12 protein-coding genes and 2 tRNA genes are annotated in these 20,058 nt (G+C 54.9%); 7 read left to right on the top strand and 7 right to left on the bottom strand.

Features of this window, described 5'->3' with window-relative positions:
• Positions 1–145 precede the first annotated feature (145 nt).
• Positions 146–218, bottom strand: a tRNA-Ala gene (locus tag SH528x_RS29695).
• A 97-nt stretch (positions 219–315) separates the two neighbouring features.
• Positions 316–389, bottom strand: a tRNA-Ile gene (locus SH528x_RS29690).
• Between the two features lie 565 nt (positions 390–954).
• Here SH528x_RS29690 and SH528x_RS29685 point away from each other — a divergent pair.
• From SH528x_RS29685 to SH528x_RS29675, 3 genes are all read left to right on the top strand, one after another.
• Positions 955–2,964, top strand: a complete 2,010-nt coding sequence (locus SH528x_RS29685; RefSeq protein WP_442507051.1) for a redoxin domain-containing protein — start codon at positions 955–957, stop codon at positions 2,962–2,964.
• Positions 2,965–3,355: 391 nt separating this feature from the next.
• The gene (locus SH528x_RS29680) at positions 3,356–3,784 is read left to right on the top strand and encodes a hypothetical protein (protein WP_442507050.1); all 429 of its coding nucleotides are present in this window, start codon (positions 3,356–3,358) and stop codon (positions 3,782–3,784) included.
• Between the two features lie 72 nt (positions 3,785–3,856).
• Positions 3,857–4,465 carry a hypothetical protein gene (locus tag SH528x_RS29675; RefSeq protein ID WP_442507049.1) on the top strand — a complete coding sequence of 203 codons (609 nt, stop codon included), beginning with the start codon at positions 3,857–3,859 and terminating at the stop codon, positions 4,463–4,465.
• Between the two features lie 644 nt (positions 4,466–5,109).
• Here the strand turns inward: SH528x_RS29675 and SH528x_RS29670 are convergent.
• The gene (locus tag SH528x_RS29670) at positions 5,110–5,832 is read right to left on the bottom strand and encodes a hypothetical protein (protein ID WP_442507048.1); all 723 of its coding nucleotides are present in this window, start codon (positions 5,830–5,832) and stop codon (positions 5,110–5,112) included.
• A gap of 419 nt (positions 5,833–6,251) precedes the next feature.
• Here SH528x_RS29670 and SH528x_RS29665 point away from each other — a divergent pair, with 419 nt between their 5' ends.
• Positions 6,252–7,862 (top strand): alpha/beta hydrolase, encoded by a 1,611-nt coding sequence (locus SH528x_RS29665; RefSeq protein ID WP_442507047.1) that lies wholly within the window; start codon positions 6,252–6,254, stop codon positions 7,860–7,862.
• A 206-nt stretch (positions 7,863–8,068) separates the two neighbouring features.
• Here SH528x_RS29665 and SH528x_RS29660 read toward each other — a convergent pair whose 3' ends face one another.
• A complete protein-coding gene (locus SH528x_RS29660) occupies positions 8,069–9,541 on the bottom strand; it encodes an IS4 family transposase (RefSeq protein ID WP_442506501.1) in 1,473 nt (490 codons plus the stop codon).
• A 193-nt stretch (positions 9,542–9,734) separates the two neighbouring features.
• Complete coding sequence (gnd, locus tag SH528x_RS29655; RefSeq protein ID WP_442507046.1) at positions 9,735–11,216, bottom strand: decarboxylating NADP(+)-dependent phosphogluconate dehydrogenase; 1,482 nt, start codon at positions 11,214–11,216, stop codon at positions 9,735–9,737.
• A gap of 719 nt (positions 11,217–11,935) precedes the next feature.
• Here gnd and SH528x_RS29650 point away from each other — a divergent pair.
• The 3 genes from SH528x_RS29650 to SH528x_RS29640 all read left to right on the top strand — a co-directional run bounded on the left by SH528x_RS29650 (position 11,936) and on the right by SH528x_RS29640 (position 16,645).
• Positions 11,936–13,297 carry a DUF1598 domain-containing protein gene (locus SH528x_RS29650; RefSeq protein ID WP_442507045.1) on the top strand — a complete coding sequence of 454 codons (1,362 nt, stop codon included), beginning with the start codon at positions 11,936–11,938 and terminating at the stop codon, positions 13,295–13,297.
• A gap of 219 nt (positions 13,298–13,516) precedes the next feature.
• A complete protein-coding gene (locus SH528x_RS29645) occupies positions 13,517–14,260 on the top strand; it encodes an arginyltransferase (RefSeq protein WP_442507044.1) in 744 nt (247 codons plus the stop codon).
• Between the two features lie 687 nt (positions 14,261–14,947).
• Entirely contained in the window at positions 14,948–16,645 is a 1,698-nt protein-coding gene (locus SH528x_RS29640) for a DUF1598 domain-containing protein (protein ID WP_442507043.1), read from the top strand.
• 952 nt (positions 16,646–17,597) lie between these two features.
• Here the strand turns inward: SH528x_RS29640 and rnpA are convergent.
• Together rnpA and SH528x_RS29630 are read right to left on the bottom strand one after the other, a co-directional pair.
• On the bottom strand, positions 17,598–17,957 hold the full coding sequence (rnpA, locus tag SH528x_RS29635; protein ID WP_442507042.1) for a ribonuclease P protein component: 360 nt from the start codon (positions 17,955–17,957) through the stop codon (positions 17,598–17,600).
• Positions 17,958–18,265: 308 nt separating this feature from the next.
• A complete protein-coding gene (locus tag SH528x_RS29630; RefSeq protein WP_442507041.1) occupies positions 18,266–19,246 on the bottom strand; it encodes a DnaJ C-terminal domain-containing protein in 981 nt (326 codons plus the stop codon).
• Positions 19,247–20,058 lie beyond the last annotated feature (812 nt).

Below are 20,058 nucleotides of genomic sequence, written 5' to 3'. Positions count from 1 at the left end.
ATAGCGATCTGAAACTTTGGGTCAACCTCACTTGGAGGAAAAGTTTAGATTTTGGTCGTGTCAGATGAACCTTTCGTGAAGAAGGATTCACAGGACACTTATGTATCTTTCACTTCACCACAATCACTTTCATGATCATGGTAAGTGGAGGTAGACGGACTTGAACCGACGGCCTCCTGCGTGCAAAGCAGGCGCTCTCCCAACTGAGCTATACCCCCATGGGAAGTCGGAAGTGTAAAGGCGAAGGGTGAAATGTAAAGAGGTCAAATACCGCTTTTCAAACTTCACTCTACTTTCTTGTTCACTTCCTACTAATGGGCGTACCAGAACTCGAATCTGGGACCTCGTCGTTATCAGCGACGCGCTCTAACCAACTGAGCTATACGCCCGAACTGTCTTGACCCAGTCTCAAACTAACGAAAGTTCGCTAGCAATGTCGACTGTTTCAAGTCACCTCTTGAAACTCGGTTTATGGCACTGGTTTGTTGCCACAAAATTCCAAGAGGGGCAAAGTTTACGCAAACTAATTTGGCTGTCAAAGGGAACACACACCTCGGAACGACAAATTTGGCTGCTTTTCTGTTCGAGACTCCTCCAACTACCGTTTTTTTCCGCGTTTTGGCACGGGAAAATACTGGCTTATTTACGGGCGAGACTCGCAACCGTCTTGCGAATCCTTTTCTTCGTCCAAACGCCGGAGGTCTCTTAACCTTTCCAAAAAGATTCTATCACTTTTAGGTGTTTGGGCACTTTTAGGCGATTCTGCTTCGCTCAATAAAATCGACATTCCCACCGAAGCATAGGTTCGGGCACAATAACTGGTATTGCTGCAAATGCAAAAGACCGGAAAGATCCGGCAAATGTCTGTTACCCCGCCAGCAACTCTGCTGAATGTCCAATGTTGGATTGTTGGCGGCACTCCCCCTCCCAAGACTCTTTGATGGAATGTTTGGCATGAAGGATCTTCATCCTCCCGTACGACCTCTTCGATGCAGAACCCGCGTCGCACGCGTGGTTGATTTGATTTACAAGCTAAAAAGCCCGTTTGCAAAGGCGGATCGGTCGGTCTCGAACACCGCTGTCCGCATGGCCACAGGGATGTTCGTGGGTGGATTGCTCGCGATCCAACCCGCATCCGCCGCAACGCCCTCGGCTAAGGATGCATTGCAGTTGAAGCCAGTCCAAGCCAATGTTGACTACGAAATTGTCGAGCCGGCTTCGTTGGCAAAATGCACTGTGGCTGATTTGGAACATGATGATTGGTCAGGCTGGGAGGTGCGTTCGGGAGACGGAACGATGCTTCGCCGTTTTGCGGACACCAATGGTGACAACAAAGTCGACCTGTGGTGCTATTTCAACTATGGAGTCGAGGTTTATCGTGACATTGATCGCGATTTTAATACGAAAGCCGACCAATATCGCTGGCTTGGAACCGCCGGGACGCGTTGGGGAATCGACGAAAACGAAGATGGGAAAATTGACTCTTGGAAGCAGATTTCGCCCGAAGAGGTGACTGCGGAAGTGGTTGGAGCATTGGCGGATCACGACGCTGCTCGGTTTGCTCGATTACTTGCGACCGGAAAAGAACTCGAATCGATTGGATTGGGCAGTGAAACGGCGCGTCGTCTTGGCACCAAGGCTTCCCGTGCTGCGAAAGAATTTGCTGATTTTTCCAAGCGTCAAAAGGCGGTTGGGCGTGACGCAAAATGGGTCCAATTTGCTGCCGCGACGCCCGGAGTTGTTCCGAGCGGGACCGAGGGAGCAACTGCGGATTTCACCGTCTACGAAAATGCGGTTGCGATGTTTGAAGACAAATCCGGCAGTGGGCAATTGCTGGTGGGCACGATCATCCGCGTGAACGATGCTTGGCGAATCGTCGATTTGCCTGCCGTTGGCGAAAATGGCGAATCGGTAGCCCAGTCGTCCGGGAACTTTTTTACTCCAGGTGGAATGGCTCACTCTGCCGCCAGCCTCGATTCGGGAATGGGGGCTCAATCTCAGCAATTAGTCACCGACCTTGAGGAAATCGATCGCAAACTTTCCTCGGTCAGCAACCCCAAAGAGTTGGCCAAACTTCACGAAACACGGGCCCAGTTGGTTTCACGGTTGATCAAAGCGACTGAGAACCCCAGCGAGCGAGATGCGTGGACACGCCAATTGGTCGATACCGTCAGCATGGCCACGCAAAGTGGCGTCTATCCCGACGGAATCAAACAGTTGCAAGCCATCGTCCGGTCGCTAGGAGAAAACAATGATTCGCTGAAATCCTACACCGAATACATGATGATTGGCGCTGAATACGCGCTGCGTCAAACACCGGACGCCGATTTTGCAGAGGTGCAGAAATGGTATTTGGAAACGCTCACTGAGTTTGTCGATCGCTATCCACGGATGCCCGAATCGGCTCAAGCGATGTTGCAGTTGGCGCTTAGCAAAGAGTTCGAAGACAAAGAAAAAGACGCTCTTGGCTACTACAAAAAGGTGGCAGTCGCGTTCCCAGGAACCGATACCGCCGAGAAAGCCGAAGGCGCCGTTCGCCGACTTGAATCGGTCGGACAGGTAATCGATTTGCAAGGAAATACGATCGATGGCAAGCCGTTTCGATTGGCTCAATTGCGTGGCCGTCCCGTTGTACTGCACTACTGGGCGACTTGGTGCGAGCCTTGCAAACAGGACATGAAATTGCTGCGTGCTCTGCAAGCGCGTTACCAAAAAGCGGGCTTGGTGTTGGTCGGTGTCAACGTGGATGCCACCAGTGAAATGGCCAAGGGATTCTTGAAGCAGAACCCGTTGCCGTGGATCCAATTGTTCGACGATGGAGGGCTCGAATCGAGCGACCTTGCCAAGGCGTTTGGCGTGCAAACGTTGCCGACCATGATGTTGATCGATGACCGAGGACGCGTGGTTCGCCACAACGTTCGTGCCGCCGAGCTTGAATCGGAACTTGACAAGTTGGCTAAATAAGCAGTTCGATCCCGAGTTGCAATGTTGTTAGCTCCTTCGCCACCGCCCCCTGCCGGCGTGGCACGTTAAACCAAAGCCGCCTGAATCTCAGCCAGAGATTCAGGCGGCTTTTTTCGTTCACGATATTTCGCTTCGCGACAACATTACCTTCGATGTTTGAGGTTTAATGATGCATGAGCGTGGGGTGTTTCGGCATTTCTGCGGCAGGTAATCCGCTTCGCCCTTTGGGGACGGACAATCACTGCGGTTTTGAAGTGATGGCACTTTTTTTGGCGGCGAATCACGCTTGGTTCCGCGTTGGATTGTTTAAGCAACCTGTGCAGTGCGAGTCGTTAAAAACGGCAGTTAACTCTTTTCTGTGAAGTCACTTTTCTAACGGGCAGCGGTCACGATGGCTAAGCGAGATGATCTTCTTCGTCGTTTGAAACAGGCCGATCGGCGCCGCGGTCGACGTCCGTCTACCGCATCAACGCCCAGTGTTTCCGGGCATCAGCCTGCTGCCGCGAGCGAGTCTGGAAACCAGCCAGATGTAACGGCGTTGATCGTTTCCGAAGTGCTTGCGTTCACCCGTTCGGACAAAAGTTGTCGTGATTCGCAAGTCGTTTCCGCGCTGCGTGCATTGCTGCGGGGGTCATCGCCAGCGGTGGATTCGGCACGTCGTTTACGTGATCAATTACAGCGCATTGCCGATCGCCCCGACGTCAAGCTTCGCGACTTTCGCAGTTCGGTCAAAGGGCTTTCGGAACAAGCGATGCAGTTCGATCGTGAAGCAGGCGATGACGATCGGTTCTTAAATTATCTTGCAGTGCTGGTCGAGTAACCGTATTGATCCAGTAAGGCCAAGAATGCGGCGTCACTTTTAGCCCGAAACAGCACTCTAGAAACGTTGAACATGAATCGCACTCCTATTCAAAATCCGTATCTCTCCTCGGCGACGACAAGCAACAGCAGCAATTGCATCAACCTGAAAGGGCTCGTTCGCACGGGCCAGGTTATTGCGTTTGCCTTGATCCAAGGAGTGCTTTTTATAACCGCAATTCTGGCCTATTTGACGTTCCTGTCAGGCGATGGTGGGCCTGCGAACGCAGGGCCCGCCAGCCCGCCTGCTGAGGACAACTTGGTGCTGGTGATCATCGGGGTGGTGGCTTGTTTCGTAGGCTGTTTTGCCTCGTTTGTGGTCAATCGCTTGATGAAAGGGATGGCGATTCGGCAATTTGTATCGACGGGCGAGGAAGTCGCTTTGCCGATTGACGAGACGGCGACGATGACAGCCGAGATCAGCAGTTTGCTGACAACCTCACAAACACGGATGATCATCGGCATGGCGCTCGTCGAAGGAGCGGCGGTGATCAACGCCGTGATAATGATGTTGGACGAAAACGTGATTCATCTTGTGATGATCGCATTATGTTTAGCCGCGATGGCGGTCCAGTTTCCAACGCTGCGAAAAAAGTTGGATCTGATCGAGTCCGCTGCCCGCGCATCGCAAGACCGAATTTAAGTAGGCCGGACCGCAGCGGAGCGGAGTTCCGACATGGCAGCGAGAAAAGAAGGGGGAAAAGAGAGCTCGGAGCTGGGAGCTGGGGATTTACCCTCCCAGAGGGAGGGGCGGCCGCGATAGCGGCCGGGGAGGGCCGGTGAAACCAAACTTTCACGCTCCATTTCTAACACACCGAGCCCCACCCAGAGCCGGCTACCGCCGACTCTGACCTCCCCAAAGGGGAGGTGAAATTCGTTTCACCCTCCCACTGGGAGGGTCGGCCGCAGGAAGCGGCCGGGGAGGGCTGGTGAAACCAAACTTTCACGCTCCATTTCTAACACACCGAGCCCCACCCAGAGCCGGCTACCGCCGACTCTGACCTCCCCAAAGGGGAGGTGAAATTCGTTTCACCCTCCCACTGGGAGGGTCGGCCGCAGGAAGCGGCCGGGGAGGGCTGGTGAAACCAAACTTTCACGCTCCATTTCTAACACACCGAGCCCCACCCAGAGCCGGCTACCGCCGACTCTGACCTCCCCAAAGGGGAGGTGAAGTTGATCCTTGTCTATGCAAAGTCGTCCGACGACTTCGCTCGTCGGTTTCTGGTTTTCCACCATGCTGCCGAAAGTCTTCGTGAGTTTCACTCCGGGAAGACGTTCGGCTCACAGCTAACGCGAAAACACCCCAATCGTGCCGCCAAAGTAGACGGTATCGCTGTCGCGACCTTCCGTGGTGATCATCTGCCTCGCATACGCACTGAGGCGAACTCGCGGCGTCCACCAGAAATGGATGCCTGCTTCGGGATAGATCGCGGCCAAGACGCCATCGAACCGTGTTTTTTCTTCCCCCCATTCGTCGATGCGTCCATCATCGTTGTTGTCGACGTGGTCGTTGTCGGCCAATTCTTCGCTTTCGGCGTATCCGGCGAATAGCCCCAGACCCACGAAAGGAGCCAGTCGGGTAGGCGTCTGAAGACGGAGTCCCGTTTCGCCTCCGATGTACGAGTCTTGGCTGTTCACCGCGGCGATCAACCCAAAGCGGTTGGTGAAATAGGAGGTCCAGTACCCGGTGGCTCCCGCCTCGAGTGTTCCCATCGCATCGCCATCGGTGCCAAGCGAACTGATTCCAGCAGCCCCGTACAAACCGAACATGCCTTCAACAAACCGAGCATCCGCAGCCTGTTTGACTTTGCCCGGCAGATCGAGCTTGCTCGCTCCATCCTCGTATTTTTCCGAATAGATCGGATCGTCCATCGCCCAACGAGACTTGGTCAGCCCATCAGGCAGCTGGGCAATCGAGTTGGAGGGGTGAAACGTCAGCCAAATGCCAACAACAAGGATGCTGGCAACACGGAAACACTTGTTTTCGAAGACGTGATCGGAGTGCTTCAATGGTCTGGCTCTGACAAAAGAGGGGCTGATGGGTCAGCGTTATCAAAACTCGAGCCCTGTTCGCAATACAAATGATGGGAGGGAGATGGGGAGATGGGGAGATGGGGAGATGGGGAGATGGGGAGATGGGGAGATGGGGAGATGGAACGTGCACGGTCCATTTCTAACACTCCGAGGCCCCACCCAGAGCTTGCTCCGCTCGCTCTGACCTCCCCAAAACAAGTTTTGGGGAGGTGAAATTGCACCGGCCTACTCACTACTTCCCAGACTCCCAACTCCCAACTCCCAACTCCTCACTCCTCACTCCTCACTCCTCACTTCCCCTTCACCGTATTGCCATCGACTTCCCACCCCCCGTGATGCTATAGCCACTGCTTCAGTTTTCAGTTTTCGCGATACGAAAAACGAGGTCGGCTCTGATGAAATTTCCAACCCCACTTGCGGGATCCTTCTGCGTTTTGATGACGCTGGTTGGATGTTCATCGGAAAAAGCCAAAGATGCGGCTGGCTGGCAAGCGAATGTCGAAACGAGCGTCGAGGCCACTCAAACGCCCGAATCCGACAACGCGTTTACGGTCGCTTCGCCAGATTCGAACGCAGGGTTTAAGTCCAACGCACGCATGCAGTCGATGCCACGTGCGGAATACTCCGTTGCCCCGCCGCAGCCTGCGGCCAGTTTCCAGCAGCCGCAGGCAATGCGTCAGCCACAGGCGATGCAGATGCCCCAAGCGATGCAGATGGATGCTCCGTCAATGCAGATGCAAGCAACCGAGTCCGCGGAGCCTCGCGGCAGCCTTCCTGCCGGGACTCATCGCAGTGCCGAAGGCGGTTTTGCTACCGTCCAAGTGTTTTATGCAACCGACCGCATGCGAGGCCCCTTGTCGCTCTCGGACTACGAAATTACTGGTCAAAAGCAAGTCGTTCAGCTGATTGCCATCGTCGCGATCGCACTCTTCTTATTCGCCCTGCTGAATTGGATGCGAGGCCGAACGCGAACGGGTGGCTTGTCGGCGATGATGGGCGGAGCCGCCGCTTGTCTTGCCGCAGCATTCATCTCGATGGGGCAAGCCAATATCGAAAAGCATGGCGTCACCTACTCGGGCGACCGTGGAATGCTGGTCCGTGGCGTCTGCGAAGTCACCGTGCCCGATTCGCATCAACGAGGACTCGTCGAACGTCCCAGTCTGCTGAAATTCGAATTGCATGAAGATCAACGCGACCACATCGTGTTGACCAGTGCGATTGAGCTTGCTGAAACCGACTTTCAGAAACGCTTGTCCGAAACGGTTGCCCAATCCAGCGATCAAGACCTGTTGGTCTTCATTCATGGCTACAACGTTGGCTTCGAGGCGGCGGTTCAACGCACCGCTCAAATCGCCGTTGATCTTCCCTTCGAAGGCGTTCCGGTTTGCTACAGCTGGCCTTCGCAAGCTTCGTTAATGGGATACACGATCGACGAAAACAATTCGGAGTGGACGATCACCCACTTGAAGCAATTTTTGACTGAGCTGGCGAACGAGTCCGGAGCGAAATCGATTAATGTCGTCGCCCACAGCATGGGTAATCGAGCGATGACGGCGGCGATGCAGCAAATTCGCTGGGAATTACCCGCGGGTGCTCCCGCTCCGTTTGATCGCATCGTCCTAGCCGCCCCCGACGTCGACGCCGACCGTTTCCGTCGCGACTTGGCTCCGGCCCTGTTGGACGTTTCTAATCAAGTCACGCTGTACGCATCGTCGGACGACCAAGCGTTGATCGCGTCCAAAAAAGTGCACGGTTACCCGCGTGCTGGAGAGAGTGGAGCCAATATTGTCGTCGTACCCGGAGTCGAGACGATCGACGTCAGCGGCATCGACCTCAGCTTGCTGGGGCATAGTTACTACGGCGACAACGAATCAATGTTGCGAGATCTGTATGAGCTCGTTCGTTCACGATTGCCTGCCCCACAGCGGAACATGTTGATCGCGCGGCAAGCAGGCGAGATGATCTATTGGCAGCTCGCCCAGCGTGAAACCACCCCGCTGCGATAGACCGACGTAGCATAGGCTTCCAGCCTGTGAGCAAGCGCAACTGTGGAATTGGCTTCCAGCCTGTCATCAAGCAACTGCATCATCGTCCCCATGCCAGCTTGTCTGGCATAAGCCAAGCCTTACCAATTTCAAATCTTCTTCACCCGTGAGCCAAGCTCGCGGGGGCTGAAAGAAGATGTCCCCGCGATGACAGGCTAGAAGCCTTTTTATACCCCAAAACTCATTTGCTTGAATGCAACGAACGCTTCAACGATGGTCGAGAAACGGTTCATCCCTCGCCAGAGAGTTCTTGAGCCGGCAGGACCCTGCGATTTTTTGTCGATGTAGCCGCCTAGGATGGCGATCGATTTTCCGAACGCTTCCATCGTTGGTGGAGACTTCGGATCGACCGGGCGTTTAGTTAGAAATATCATGATCGCCATCCATTCGTCTTCGCTAAAGTAGACCGTGCAGGGCGACTGTCCGTCATGACGTGTGGCGCCCTTGAGGTACTCCACTCTCCAAGCGACGACCGTGAGCATCGAAAACGCTCGTATATAACGCTCCAATGTTTCGTACTTCATGTCTTCGATGTGAAGCCCACTTTTAAGTGTTTTGAAGTACAACTCCACTAGCCAACGAAAACAGTAGCCGGTCAAAACCTCGTCAATTTCTTCCGCCGAACTGACCGGCAGGGTTGTCAGAAGCATCCAGTTAATCGGGGCTTCACCGATTGGCGGATCCACCTCGAGCGACTCCACCACATTGATCCAAGTGTCGGTCAACTTGCCAGTGCTGGACCGCCCGGTTCCGGCAACTTTGACGCGCACGCTGCGAAATTGCACCAGCGCTTCGCGTGAAATACGTGCCTGTTTCCGAGCTCGTTTCTTATCATCTGGAAGCACCGGAGCGTCTCGGCCACCGATCGAAACCGTTTTCTCTCCACGCCAAGCGACCTTTGAAAGCGTCTCTTCAATTGTCGTGACATCATCAATCGGCGAGCCGGTGACCGCATCGACGGCGGCGACGATCTTCTGAGTCCGGCACTGACGAATGATGAATCCATAGTTCTCTGGAAACTCCGCCGCCTCGGCCAGCAGTTCGCCAATGTCCGATTCGCTGTCGGAAAGCTGAATGAACTGAGTTTGCGGCATCGAGCGGGCGATTTGCTCGCCGCTTTGCATCATTTCCATCCATCGGCTGCTCTCTTTTTCTTCAAAACAGCGTCGCTGCCGTTCGGCTTTGCGCTCCTTGGCTGGCACTTCCAATGACGTCGCATCACGAGTCCAAAGAACTTGGTCGACCACTCCCAAGGGGATGCCTGGGGCAGCAACGGCGTAGAGCGGATGGTAGAAAAAGCCAAAACGTTTGCCGCCCGAAAGCGGTCCTGCCCCGCTGACCTGCTGCTTTGGCTTGGTCAGATCGAACTCGGACGAGTCCTGATCCAGAAAGACCCGTTTGTGCTCGCCGCATCGCTTTCGAGCGGCCTGATGATGTGCGTCGAAGATTTGATCCACGTCTACCTTGGGGTTGTTGGCTAAGCGATAAATTCCCTTCAAGTCAGCTTTGGAACGAACACGGTCCGGTGTCGACTCGCCGATCGAGGAAGCTTGAGAGACAAACTTAACAACGCGATCCACCCGCCGCTTGTGGCCCAGGTCCAACGATTCAAATTCCTGCCGTACCCAATCGATAACCATCCGTGCAACCTCCGTGCGATGAAAATCTAAATCGCAGAATCATTCGCACACACACGAGAAAAGGCAAGAAAATGTTTTGGGGTATAAAAAGGCTAGAAGCCTATCCCACAAAAAGAACCCAAGGCCCCGCGTCTGCGGAACCTTGGGTTCATTGTTTTTAACAAGCAATTTTTAACTGGCGAAAGCTTCCGCCTTACGCGTTCTTAGGTGCTTTACGCAACTGGATCCATTCGCTGTGGAATGTGCCTTCCATGTCGGTCCGTTGGTAGGTGTGAGCACCAAAGTAGTCACGTTGCGCCTGTAGCATGTTGGCAGGCAAACGGGCCATGCGGTAGCCATCGTAGTAGCACAACGCGGTGCTGAACGCAGGGACCGGAATGCCCAGGATCGAAGCCGCAGCCACCACGGCTCGCCATTTCTCTTGAGCGTTTTCGACAGCCTTCTCAAAGAACGGGTGCAGCAGCAAGTTTTCGAGGTTCGGGTTCTCGTCGAATGCTTCCTTGATGCGATCCAAGAAGACTGCGCGGATGATGCAACCGCCACGCCACAGCAAGGCACAGTCGCCGTAGTTAAGGTCCCACTTGTGCTCAGCCGATGCCGCTTGCAGTTGGACGAAACCTTGTGCGTAGCTGACGATCTTCGACGCATACAACGCTTGGCGAACTGATTCGATGAACGCTTCGCGATCGCCGACCAACTTCATTGCAGCCGCTCGCATCTCTGGATTCGATGCTTCCGAAGGACCATTCAGCGTTTTGCTTGCTCGCACGCGAGCTTCCTTCTGAGCCGACAAGCCACGAGCGAACACGGCGGTGGTGACCAACGTGCTAGGCACGCCGAGATCCAATGCCAATTGGCTCATCCATTTCCCGGTTCCCTTGGCACCGGCAACGTCCAAGATCTTGTCGACCAGATAGCCATCGCCACCTTGGTCGTCTTTGACGCTGAAAATATCGCGGCTGATTTCGATCAAGTAGCTCGACAAGTCGCCTTGGTTCCACTTTTCGAACACGTCGTAAAGTTCGTCGTTCGACAAGCCGCCGACTTCGCGAAGCAGTTGGTAGCCTTCGCAGATCAGTTGCATGTCGCCGTATTCGATTCCGTTGTGGACCATTTTGACGTAGTGACCCGCACCGCGAGGTCCGACCCATTCGCAACAAGGGATGTCGTCGTTCGGGCCGACTTTGGCCGAGATCGCTTGGAACATTTCCTTGACTTCGGGCCAAGCCGCTTCGCTGCCGCCGGGCATCATACTTGGGCCCAGCAGAGCGCCTTCTTCGCCACCGGAAACGCCACAGCCGCAGAACAGCAGTCCCGCTTCTTCGACCTTCTTGGTGCGTCGCTCGGTGTCGGCGTAATGCGTGTTACCACCGTCGATGATGATGTCACCAGGCTCGCACAATGGAATCAATTGGTCGATGATCGCGTCAACGGCGGGGCCAGCCTTGACCAACATCATTAACTTGCGAGGCCGTTTTACCGATTTGACGAATTCTTCGATCGTGTGAGTGCCGACAAAGTTTTTGCCTTTGGCTCGGCCGTTGATCAGCTCGTCGACTTTCTCGGTCGTCCGATTGTAGACGGCGACTTTGTAGCCGCGACTTTCGACGTTTAAGGCCAAGTTTTCGCCCATCACCGCTAGTCCGATGAGGCCAAAATCGCAATCGCCACTCATAATGTTTCCAGAGTTCGAGAAGGAGTCGTATTAAATGTTTTCGCGGATTTTAGACGCTGGGAGCCCAGTGGGGAAGATCCGAGAGCGGGGGCGCGAGGCAGGGGGGGAAGAAGCAGCCATTCGGACGGGATAGTAAAGTAGGCCGGACCGTAGCGAAGTTCCATCATGGCAGGGAAAAGGAGACACGAAGAGAGGGATATGGCGAATAGAATTTACCCGCCTACTGGGAGGGTCGGCCGCACGATGCGGCCGGGGAGGGCTGGTGAAACCACGCTTGCACGTTCCATTTCTAACACAACGGCCCCCACCCAGAGCCGGCTTCCGCCGACTCTGACCTCCCCGAAAGGGAGGTGAAAATGGTTTTACCCTCCCACTGGGAGGGTCGGTCGCACGATGCGGCCGGGGAGGGCTGGTGAATCCACGCTTACACGTTCCATTTCTAACACACCGAGCCCCACCCAGAGCCGGCTTCCGCCGACTCTGACCTCCCCGAAAGGGAGGTGAAATCGAATTTGCCCCCCCGCGAGATCGCAAATGACACGCGGGAAGCCTCCCATATCCGTTTCAATTGCTAAAACTCGCCCAATCCGCCTCGGAATACCTGATATCCGGCTTTCGTTTGTTGATGCAGTGCCCTACGGCGATTATTGTCAAAGGACGCGAGCTGTATAAGCTGCGTAGTTCACCCATCTTTTCGCAAAGTCGCCTCCTCAGGCTGAGTGATGAAAAAAACAAATCGTATTGCTGTCCTCGTTGTTTTCGCCGCCCTGTTCTCTCTGGGAACTGGCCAGGTTTCGGCCCAGACACAGCTGGCGGGTGTCGACGTGGACGCCCAAGGCATCTTGAAGGTCAAACAATTTGACCCTCGTCTGGCCAACCAACGGCTGATCGAAGCTCGAAATCATGCCGATACCGGAGTGATGCAGACGAGCAAATTGCGAAAAGTCTCGCTCAACCGACTCGAAGCCGCGATCGCCAAGCAGCTTGAGGCCGGTGGCACGATTTCGGAGGACATGCAGGCGTTGGCCGGTTTGACGTCGCTCGAATACGTTTTCTTCTACCCCGACACCAAAGACATCGTTGTCGCCGGTCCTGCCGAAGGATTTGTCGCCGATCCCACCGAACGATTGGTGGGCATCCAGTCCGGAAAGCCGACCGTTTTGCTCGAAGACCTCGTGACCGCCCTACGAGCTTATGCCCCTGGTGCGAAACCAACTTCGTTGATCAGCGTTTCGATTGACCCCACCACCGAAGGATTGCAGCGGATGCAGCGATTCTTGGCCTCGGTTCGCGGCCGGGTTCAGCCCAGTGACGCCGAGCGATTGGCGATGGGACTGAAAGACAACTTAGGGCTGCAAACGGTCACGATCAAAGGCATTCCCAACTCCTCTCACTTTGCCCGTGTGTTGGTCGAAGCCGATTATCGCATGAAGTTGGTCGGCATCGGATTGGAGCGACTTCCTGTTCGTTTGCAAAGTTACGTCGATCGTGCGAACCCGAACACAGTAGCGTCTAACGCGATGGAGCGTTGGTATTTTCAACCCAATTACGACGCGATCTCGGTTAGCGAAGACGGCTTGGCGATGCGAATCAACGAGCGAGGAGTGGAGCTCGTTGGTGCCAACGAACGCGTTGCCGATGGACGTCGGATGCAGGTCGCGGGCAAGGTGAACCGCGCCAGCCAAACGTTCTGCAAAGATTTCACAACGGCGTTTCCTGAGATCGCGAAAAAGGTTCGCATCTATGCCGAACTCGCCCAATTGATTGACGTCGCTGTCGCAGCCTCCTACATCCAAGAGCAAGATTTTTACGGTCAAGCCGACTGGTCAATGCCGGTGTTGCAAGACGAATCGATGGTTTCCGTCGAAACCTACACTGCTCCTGAGCAAGTCGAAACTGCCGTGAACGCCGTGTGGCGAGGCAACACGCTGATGACACCGCTCGGCGGTGGCGTGAATGTACAGCCGCGACAAGCTCTGAAAGCCGAGCACGTCAGCAAAGACACCGATGGTCGCGTGGTGAAAACCCGCAGCGAAGCAGGCCCCGCCGGCCTGAAAGAAGGCCAATGGTGGTGGGACTGATCCGGTTTTTTGCCTTTTCGTGTAGCGAAAGTCGCGAAGACTTTCGAAATGTGGGATAGGCTTCCAGCCTGTCATCGCGCTGGGGGTGTATCAGGATCTTTAGCAAGATCCACTACATCCACCGCTTCAATAACGCACCGCCGACCGCGCCAAAAACGCATTGCGGGCGTATGATAAGTTCCGTGCTATCGCTCCCCAATGCACCGGTACGGAACGCTCATGAATCGGCCCAGTGAATTTCGCATGCCCAACGACGAGTGTCGGCTCGTCGTGGTCCAAGACCAATTGCAGCCGTGTCCTTATCGCGACGAAGCCATCGCCAGGATGCCTTTGAGGCTGCCAATCGGCAACGTCACCCTCGAAATTACCGATCAAATGTTGGTCATGGGGTTTCGCCGAAGCGGCGACTTTGTCTACCGCACTCAGTGCCCTGCATGCCAAGAGTGTCGACCAACGCGGATTGACGTCACCACGTTTCGGATGACGAAATCGTTCAAGCGTGTGCTGCGGCGCGGCGATCAAGATTTGACCTGTCAATGGAATCCACCAAGTGTCGATCCGCTTCGTGTTGAAATCTTTAACCAACATCGGCAAGTCCGAAACTTGGGGCTCAGCGACGAGCCTGTCGATGAAGACGCCTATCGCTCGTTTCTAGCCGACTCGTGTTGCCAGACTCAGGAATTGTCGATCTGGAAAGACGGCGAGCTGATCGCGGTCTCGATTGTCGACTTGGGCCGCGAAAGTACGTCGGCCGTCTACACCCACTTTCGTCCCGATCACAGTCGATACAGTCTCGGAACGTACGCGGTGCTAAAGCAGATCGAATGGGCGCGAGAAACCGCGCGGCGTTACGTTTACTTGGGCATGTACGTCGCCGAGAACGAGCATTTAAATTACAAGTCCAGATTCAAGCCGCAGCAGCGGCTAATCGAAGGAGAGTGGATCGATTTCGACGAGAGTTAAAAAATTTTACCCTCCCTTTCGGGAGGGGCGGCCGTTGAAAGCGGCCGGGGAGGGCTGGTGAAACGATGCTTGCACATTCCTTTCTAACACAACGATCCCCACCCAGAGCCGGCTACCGCCGACTCTGACCTCCCCACAGGGAGGTGAAATTGAATTAACCCTCCCTTCCGGGAGGGTCGGCCGCGATAGCGGCCGGGGAGGGCTGGTGAAACGATGCTTGCACATTCCATTTCTAACACAACGATCCCCACCCAGCGCCGGCTACCGCCGACTCTGACCTCCCCAAAAGGGAGGTGAAATGGAAGTAACCCTCCCTTGCGGGAGGGTCGACTGCAGGAAGCAGCCGGGGAGGGCTGGTGACTCTGAATGTGCACGGTCCATTTCTAACACCGCGAGGCCCTACCCAGAGCTTGCTCCGCTCGCTCTGACCTCCCCAAAAAAAGTTTCGAGGAGAAGACGTTCGGTCTGCCGGAACTACACCAATCGTGGCAATTCGCGTCACGCAAAACGCCACACCCGCTCTCTCTCCATTTCCGGCAAACCTGATCACACTCGCCATCTGCCGCTGAAAACGCCTCACGTGGCGACTCACCCCGGCGTGCAAAACAGCTCGGGCCCTTCATTTGCTGTAGAATCAAATGAACCGGTCTCGCTCCTCTTCTCATCCGACTCAGGCCCCATCCTGTCATGGCAAAACGCTTTTATCGTCTTTGGCTGCTGCTCGGTTTGCTTTTTGTCGCGTCGTTTTCGACTACCGACGTCTCAGCGCAACAGCCGCTTGGTCATTTGCAATCAGGCGAATTTGCTGCGGCTCGCCAGCAGGCGGCGGCCGCATCACTCCCCCAGCGAGATCAATTCCTGGCACAGATTTCGACCGCTCAATCTGCCGTTGGCGATTCTGCGGCAGCCAATTCCACGCTTCGCGGAATCGAGTCCGCCGACGCGAGGAACCAGGTCATCGCAAACAACAACGGTGCAGCTGGTGGCAGCTCGTTTGCCGATTTTGGTTCGCTGATGACGTTGATTGAAACCACCGTCATTCCCGATACCTGGGAATCGCTCGGTGGCCCCAGCACGATGGCACCCTACCCCCAAGGTGTTTTTGTCGACCCGCAAGGAACGCTGCGTGAGTGCGAGACGATCACGCGTGCCGACGCGATGGATAATCTTGCCGCTCAGCTCGGCGATGTCGCGGCCGCTGGTGACCACGCTGCATTGTTTTCACCTTTAGCGTGGCGCACGCCCTCGCCCCTTCGCAGCATCTCACTTCGTCGTTTGCGAGATGCGCTTTCGCACTACCAAGTCTCGGGCCAGAATGTACCCGACTCCATCCAATATCTCGCTGGTTTATCGGAAGTTCGTTTTGTTCAATTCACCGACAACGACATCATCCTCTCAGGCGAGGTCGGTGGCATCGAAACGTTTCAAGGCTGGTATCGTGATCACGTCACCGCTCGCAATACCTTGCGACTCGATTTTCTGTTGACCTGTCTGGCGGCAGCCCAAAATCGCCAATCGTTTGGTTGCACGATTGATCCGACACGTGAAGGTTTGCAAAACGCAGCCCAAGCTGCGGTGGGAATTCAAAACAAATCGATTCCGATTGGCACCGCTGCCGAAGCGGTCCGTGTGGCTTTGGGGATGCAACGCGTCGAAGTGTTTGGTACGCCGCCTGACACGGTTATGGGGTATGTCATGGTCGAGGCTGATCGGCACATGAAACAACTCGCCCTGGGAAAACAGCAGTTGCCCGAAGGAACCGACAACTATCTCGATGCCGTCGATGCCTTGATCGCTCAGGGGCCACCGCAAGATTTGCTGTTGCGGTTATGGTTCACCGCGTTGCCGCGAAGCGTTCGCTCGGACAATGATCGCCGCGTATTTGAACTCGCGGGCACCCCGATTCGCCTGAGTGGACAAAACGAGCGAGCGATCGCCAGTGGCGAACGCGGCCATCTGACAAATGATCCCCGCACGGAAATGTTTGTTGCTGAGTTCAATCGAGATTGGAATCGGATTCGCCAACAGTACCCGATTTACGGTGCGCTCGAGTCGATTTACCAGGCCGCTTCGATTGCCGAGTTAGCCGAGCGTTATACCGAATCGAGTGTCCAAGATGCATTGATTCAAAGCTTGACGCAGTTCAACAGCGATCGTCCGTGGATGTTAGCTGCCCCGCGTCAAGTCGAGTCGATAGCGACGCTGCACACCGTGCGGTACGGAAAGAAAAAACATCACATCGTGATCGCCAGCGGTGGTGTGTCGGTCGATGCAAAGCAAACGCTGCCGCAAGAAATCAGCAAGTACGCAGCCTTAGACACCGCTGGGACCTCCGCAGCCGATCGACCCCAGCTAATCCAGCGATGGTGGTGGGATAAAGAGTAGTAGTAGTAGTAGTAGTAGTAGTAGTAGTAGTAGTAGTAGTAGTAGTAGTAGTAGTAGTAGTAGTAGTAGTAGTAGTAGTAGTAGTAGTAGTAGTAGTAGTAGTAGTAGTAGTAGTAGTAGTAGTAGTAGTAGTAGTAGTAGTAGTAGTAGTAGTTGTAGTTGTAGTAGTAGTTGTAGTAGTTGTAGTAGTTGTAGTAGTTGTAGTAGTTGTAGTAGTTGTAGTAGTTGTAGTAGTTGTAGTTGTTGTTGTTGTTGTTGTTGTTGTTGTTGTTGTAGTTGTTGTAGTTGTTGTAGTTGTTGTTGTTGTTGTTGTTGTTGTTGTTGTTGTTGTTGTTGTTGTTGTTGTTGTTGTTGGCCGGACCGCAGCGGAGCGGCAGTGAGAAAGAGGGAGCCGGGAGTAAGGAGCTGGGAGTAAAAAAAACACCCTTCCTTCTGGGAGGGTCGGCCGCAGGAAGCGGCCGGGGAGGGCTGGTGACCCTGAGCTTGCACGGTCTATTTCTAACACTTCGAGCCCCACCCAGAGCCGGCTGCCGCCGACTCTGACCTCCCCAAAGGGGAGGTGAAATAAGTTCACCCTCCCCGTGGGAGGATCGGACGTGATAGCGGCCGGGAAGGGCTGGTAACCCCGAACTTGCACGGTCTATTTCTATCACCGCGAGGCCCCACGGGTGAGCTTCCTCCGCTAACTCTGACCTCCCCCAAAACGAGTTTTGGGAAGGTGACGTCGTTCTTCCGGAACTGCGTCGCCGAACGCGACTTGATTCGGCCTACGCAAAGTCGCCCGACGACTCCGTTCGTCGGTTTCTGGTTTTCTCCAACGCTACGGAAAGTCGTTCGGGCTACCAACACGTAGCGGAACTCGTCAAAAATTCCTAGGATCGAGCAGATGCCAGCAGCTATAAAATCTCCTCACTCCTCACTCCCCTACTCCCCTACTCCCCTACTTTCTTCTTCACGCCCCATCTTCCAGTCGCTTGGCTGCTTTGCGAGTCAGATAGGGAATCGATTTTGCAATCTTCGCCCATTCCGGCTTGGCATCCTTTTTGGGCCGGACGACTAGGTTCATACCAGCGGGCACCCGATCCTGCTGCGTGCGAAACGATTCGCGGATCAAACGTTTCCAGCGGTTCCTCGCCACCGCATTCCCGGTGCGTTTGGGAATGGTGACCCCTAATCGGCTCGGAGCTCCCTCTTCGCTCTTGACCGCAAACAGAACCAGCACTCCGTCGGCCACACATACCCCGCGACGCAGAATCACAGTGAACTGCGAACTGTGAACAATGCGACGAGATTTAGGAAACAGATAACGCACAGAGATTTACCAATTGTTTTTCGATCCTATCCCGATAGGGATTAAAGACATTAGCCGTAGGTAAGCGAAGCGCCACCTACGGAATCGAGAGTGCAAATTCGATTTCGACCCTGGAGGGGGCGCAGCCCGATTGTCTGTGACCCTTTCAGGGTCAATTCCGAGGTTGGTTTATGTTTTCCGGTGGTGTTCGCTACGCTCAAACCACCGGCTAATTGCTAAAATCCCTATCGGGATGGGACTAAAGAAGGGGTATGGGAAATCCACGCTCTGGCGAGCGTCGCTACGAAAGTAATACACCGCACGTCACCCTAGAACGACAAATCGTGTCGCAGGTTCATTGGGTTTCGTTCGGCAAACTTTTCGATCAGTTCCTTCGACTCGTCATCAATCGTTTCCGGCAACCGGATTTGTAACTCGACGATCAAGTCGCCGGCGGAACCATCGCGGCTGCGGATCCCTTGTCCTTTCAATCGCAGGCGGCGTCCACTGCTCGATCCCGCAGGAATCGACATTGCCACCGTACCGGTCGGCGTAGGCACATCGATCTTCGCCCCCAGAACCGCTTCGGGGAGCGAAACGGGAATCTTGAGTTCCAGGTTCTTGCCAATCCGGCGAAAGTGCGGATGGTCTGAAACCTTGATCAACAAAATCAAATCGCCAGTGGGGCCTCCGTTGGGCGACGGTTGGCCTTGTTCACGCAAGCGAATTTTCGAGCCGGACTCCACGCCTGGCGGAATCGTGACCGACAATTTTTCGTTTTTGCCCGAGCGGTTCAGATAGAACTCGGTGGTGCCCCCGAGTACGGCGGTTTGTAGAGGCAATTCCAATTCGTGACGCACGTTCTGGCCTCGTTGCGGCGGCGCCGCACGTCGACCGCGCCCCGCACCCCGACCAGCTCCGCCGCGGCCTGCCGCACCGCCTCCCATCATCTGTTCAAAAAAGTCCGAGAATCCACCTTCAAACTTCACATCGCCACCACCACCGCGGCCACCAAAAATTTGTTCGAGGTCGAGACCATCAAAGCCAGCGGCACCCGAGGCTTGCGGATTGAATCCCCCACCGCGGATTTTTTCGAAATCGGCACCGTAACGATCGTAGGCTGCGCGTTTCTCTTCGTCGCTGAGCACATCGTAAGCCTCCTGGACACGCTTGAACTTCTCGCGTGCCGCTTTGTCGTCAGGATTTTTGTCGGGATGATATTTCAGCGCCAGCTTGCGGTGAGCTTTCTTGATTTCGTCTTTCGAGGCCTCGCGAGCGACCCCTAATGTTTGGTAAAGATCTTCTGCCACAACTTCAAATTTCGGTACGGTGTAAAGGTTCAGAGAATTCAGCTAGGTGCCAATTTGGCAGATTGCTGCGTATTAGGCTAGCAGGAGCAAACCGCGAACTGATTTCGCATTTCCCGCTCGTAGTAAAGTAGGCCAGATCAAGCCGCGAAGACTTTTGGCGGTCAGAGGCGATGGAGAAACCGACGAGCGGAGTCGTCGGGCGATAATAGTCGCCTTTTGCTCCGCAAAAGTAGCGTTTCCTGAGCGTACTTTCGCAGAGCGAAAGGCGACTATCGTAAATTTACAAACGCGTAGCGAAGGTCGCGAAGACATTCGGCTGACGCAACTTCACCTCCCTGAAAGCTTTGCTTTGGCGGCTTCGAAGTGAGCCGCGACGCGTAAGCGGCCGGGTCGGCATCGGGAAAGACGCTGAAGACAATTGAAAAAGTTAAATTGACAATTGAAAATTCAAAACTGCGAATCGAGGTTGGCCGGATCAAGTCGCGGCAGCGACGCAGACCCGGCAAGATGCGTTAACGTAGCGAAAGTCGCGGAGACTTTTGGCCCCCAGAGCATCTGGGGAAACCGACGAGCGGAGTCGTCGGGCGACAATTGTCGCACGGCTTTCCAAGCCGTTTTGCGTGCGTCAGGTTTGTTCGTCGAGGCGAGCGCAACCGCATTCGATGTTAAGCCCGTTTACTGCAACGCTGCCAGCTTGGAAAGCTGGGCGAGATTGGACTTCACCTCCCCGAAAGCTTTGCTTTGGGGGGAGGTCAGAACGAGCGGCAGCAAGCTCTGGGTGGGGCCTCGCAGTGTTAGAAATGGACCGTGCA

This window comes from Novipirellula methanifontis, assembly GCF_052161655.1.
GTDB lineage: Bacteria > Planctomycetota > Planctomycetia > Pirellulales > Pirellulaceae > Novipirellula.
Note: the sequence above shows the minus strand (reverse complement) of the source record. Positions and strands in the feature narration are given on the sequence as shown.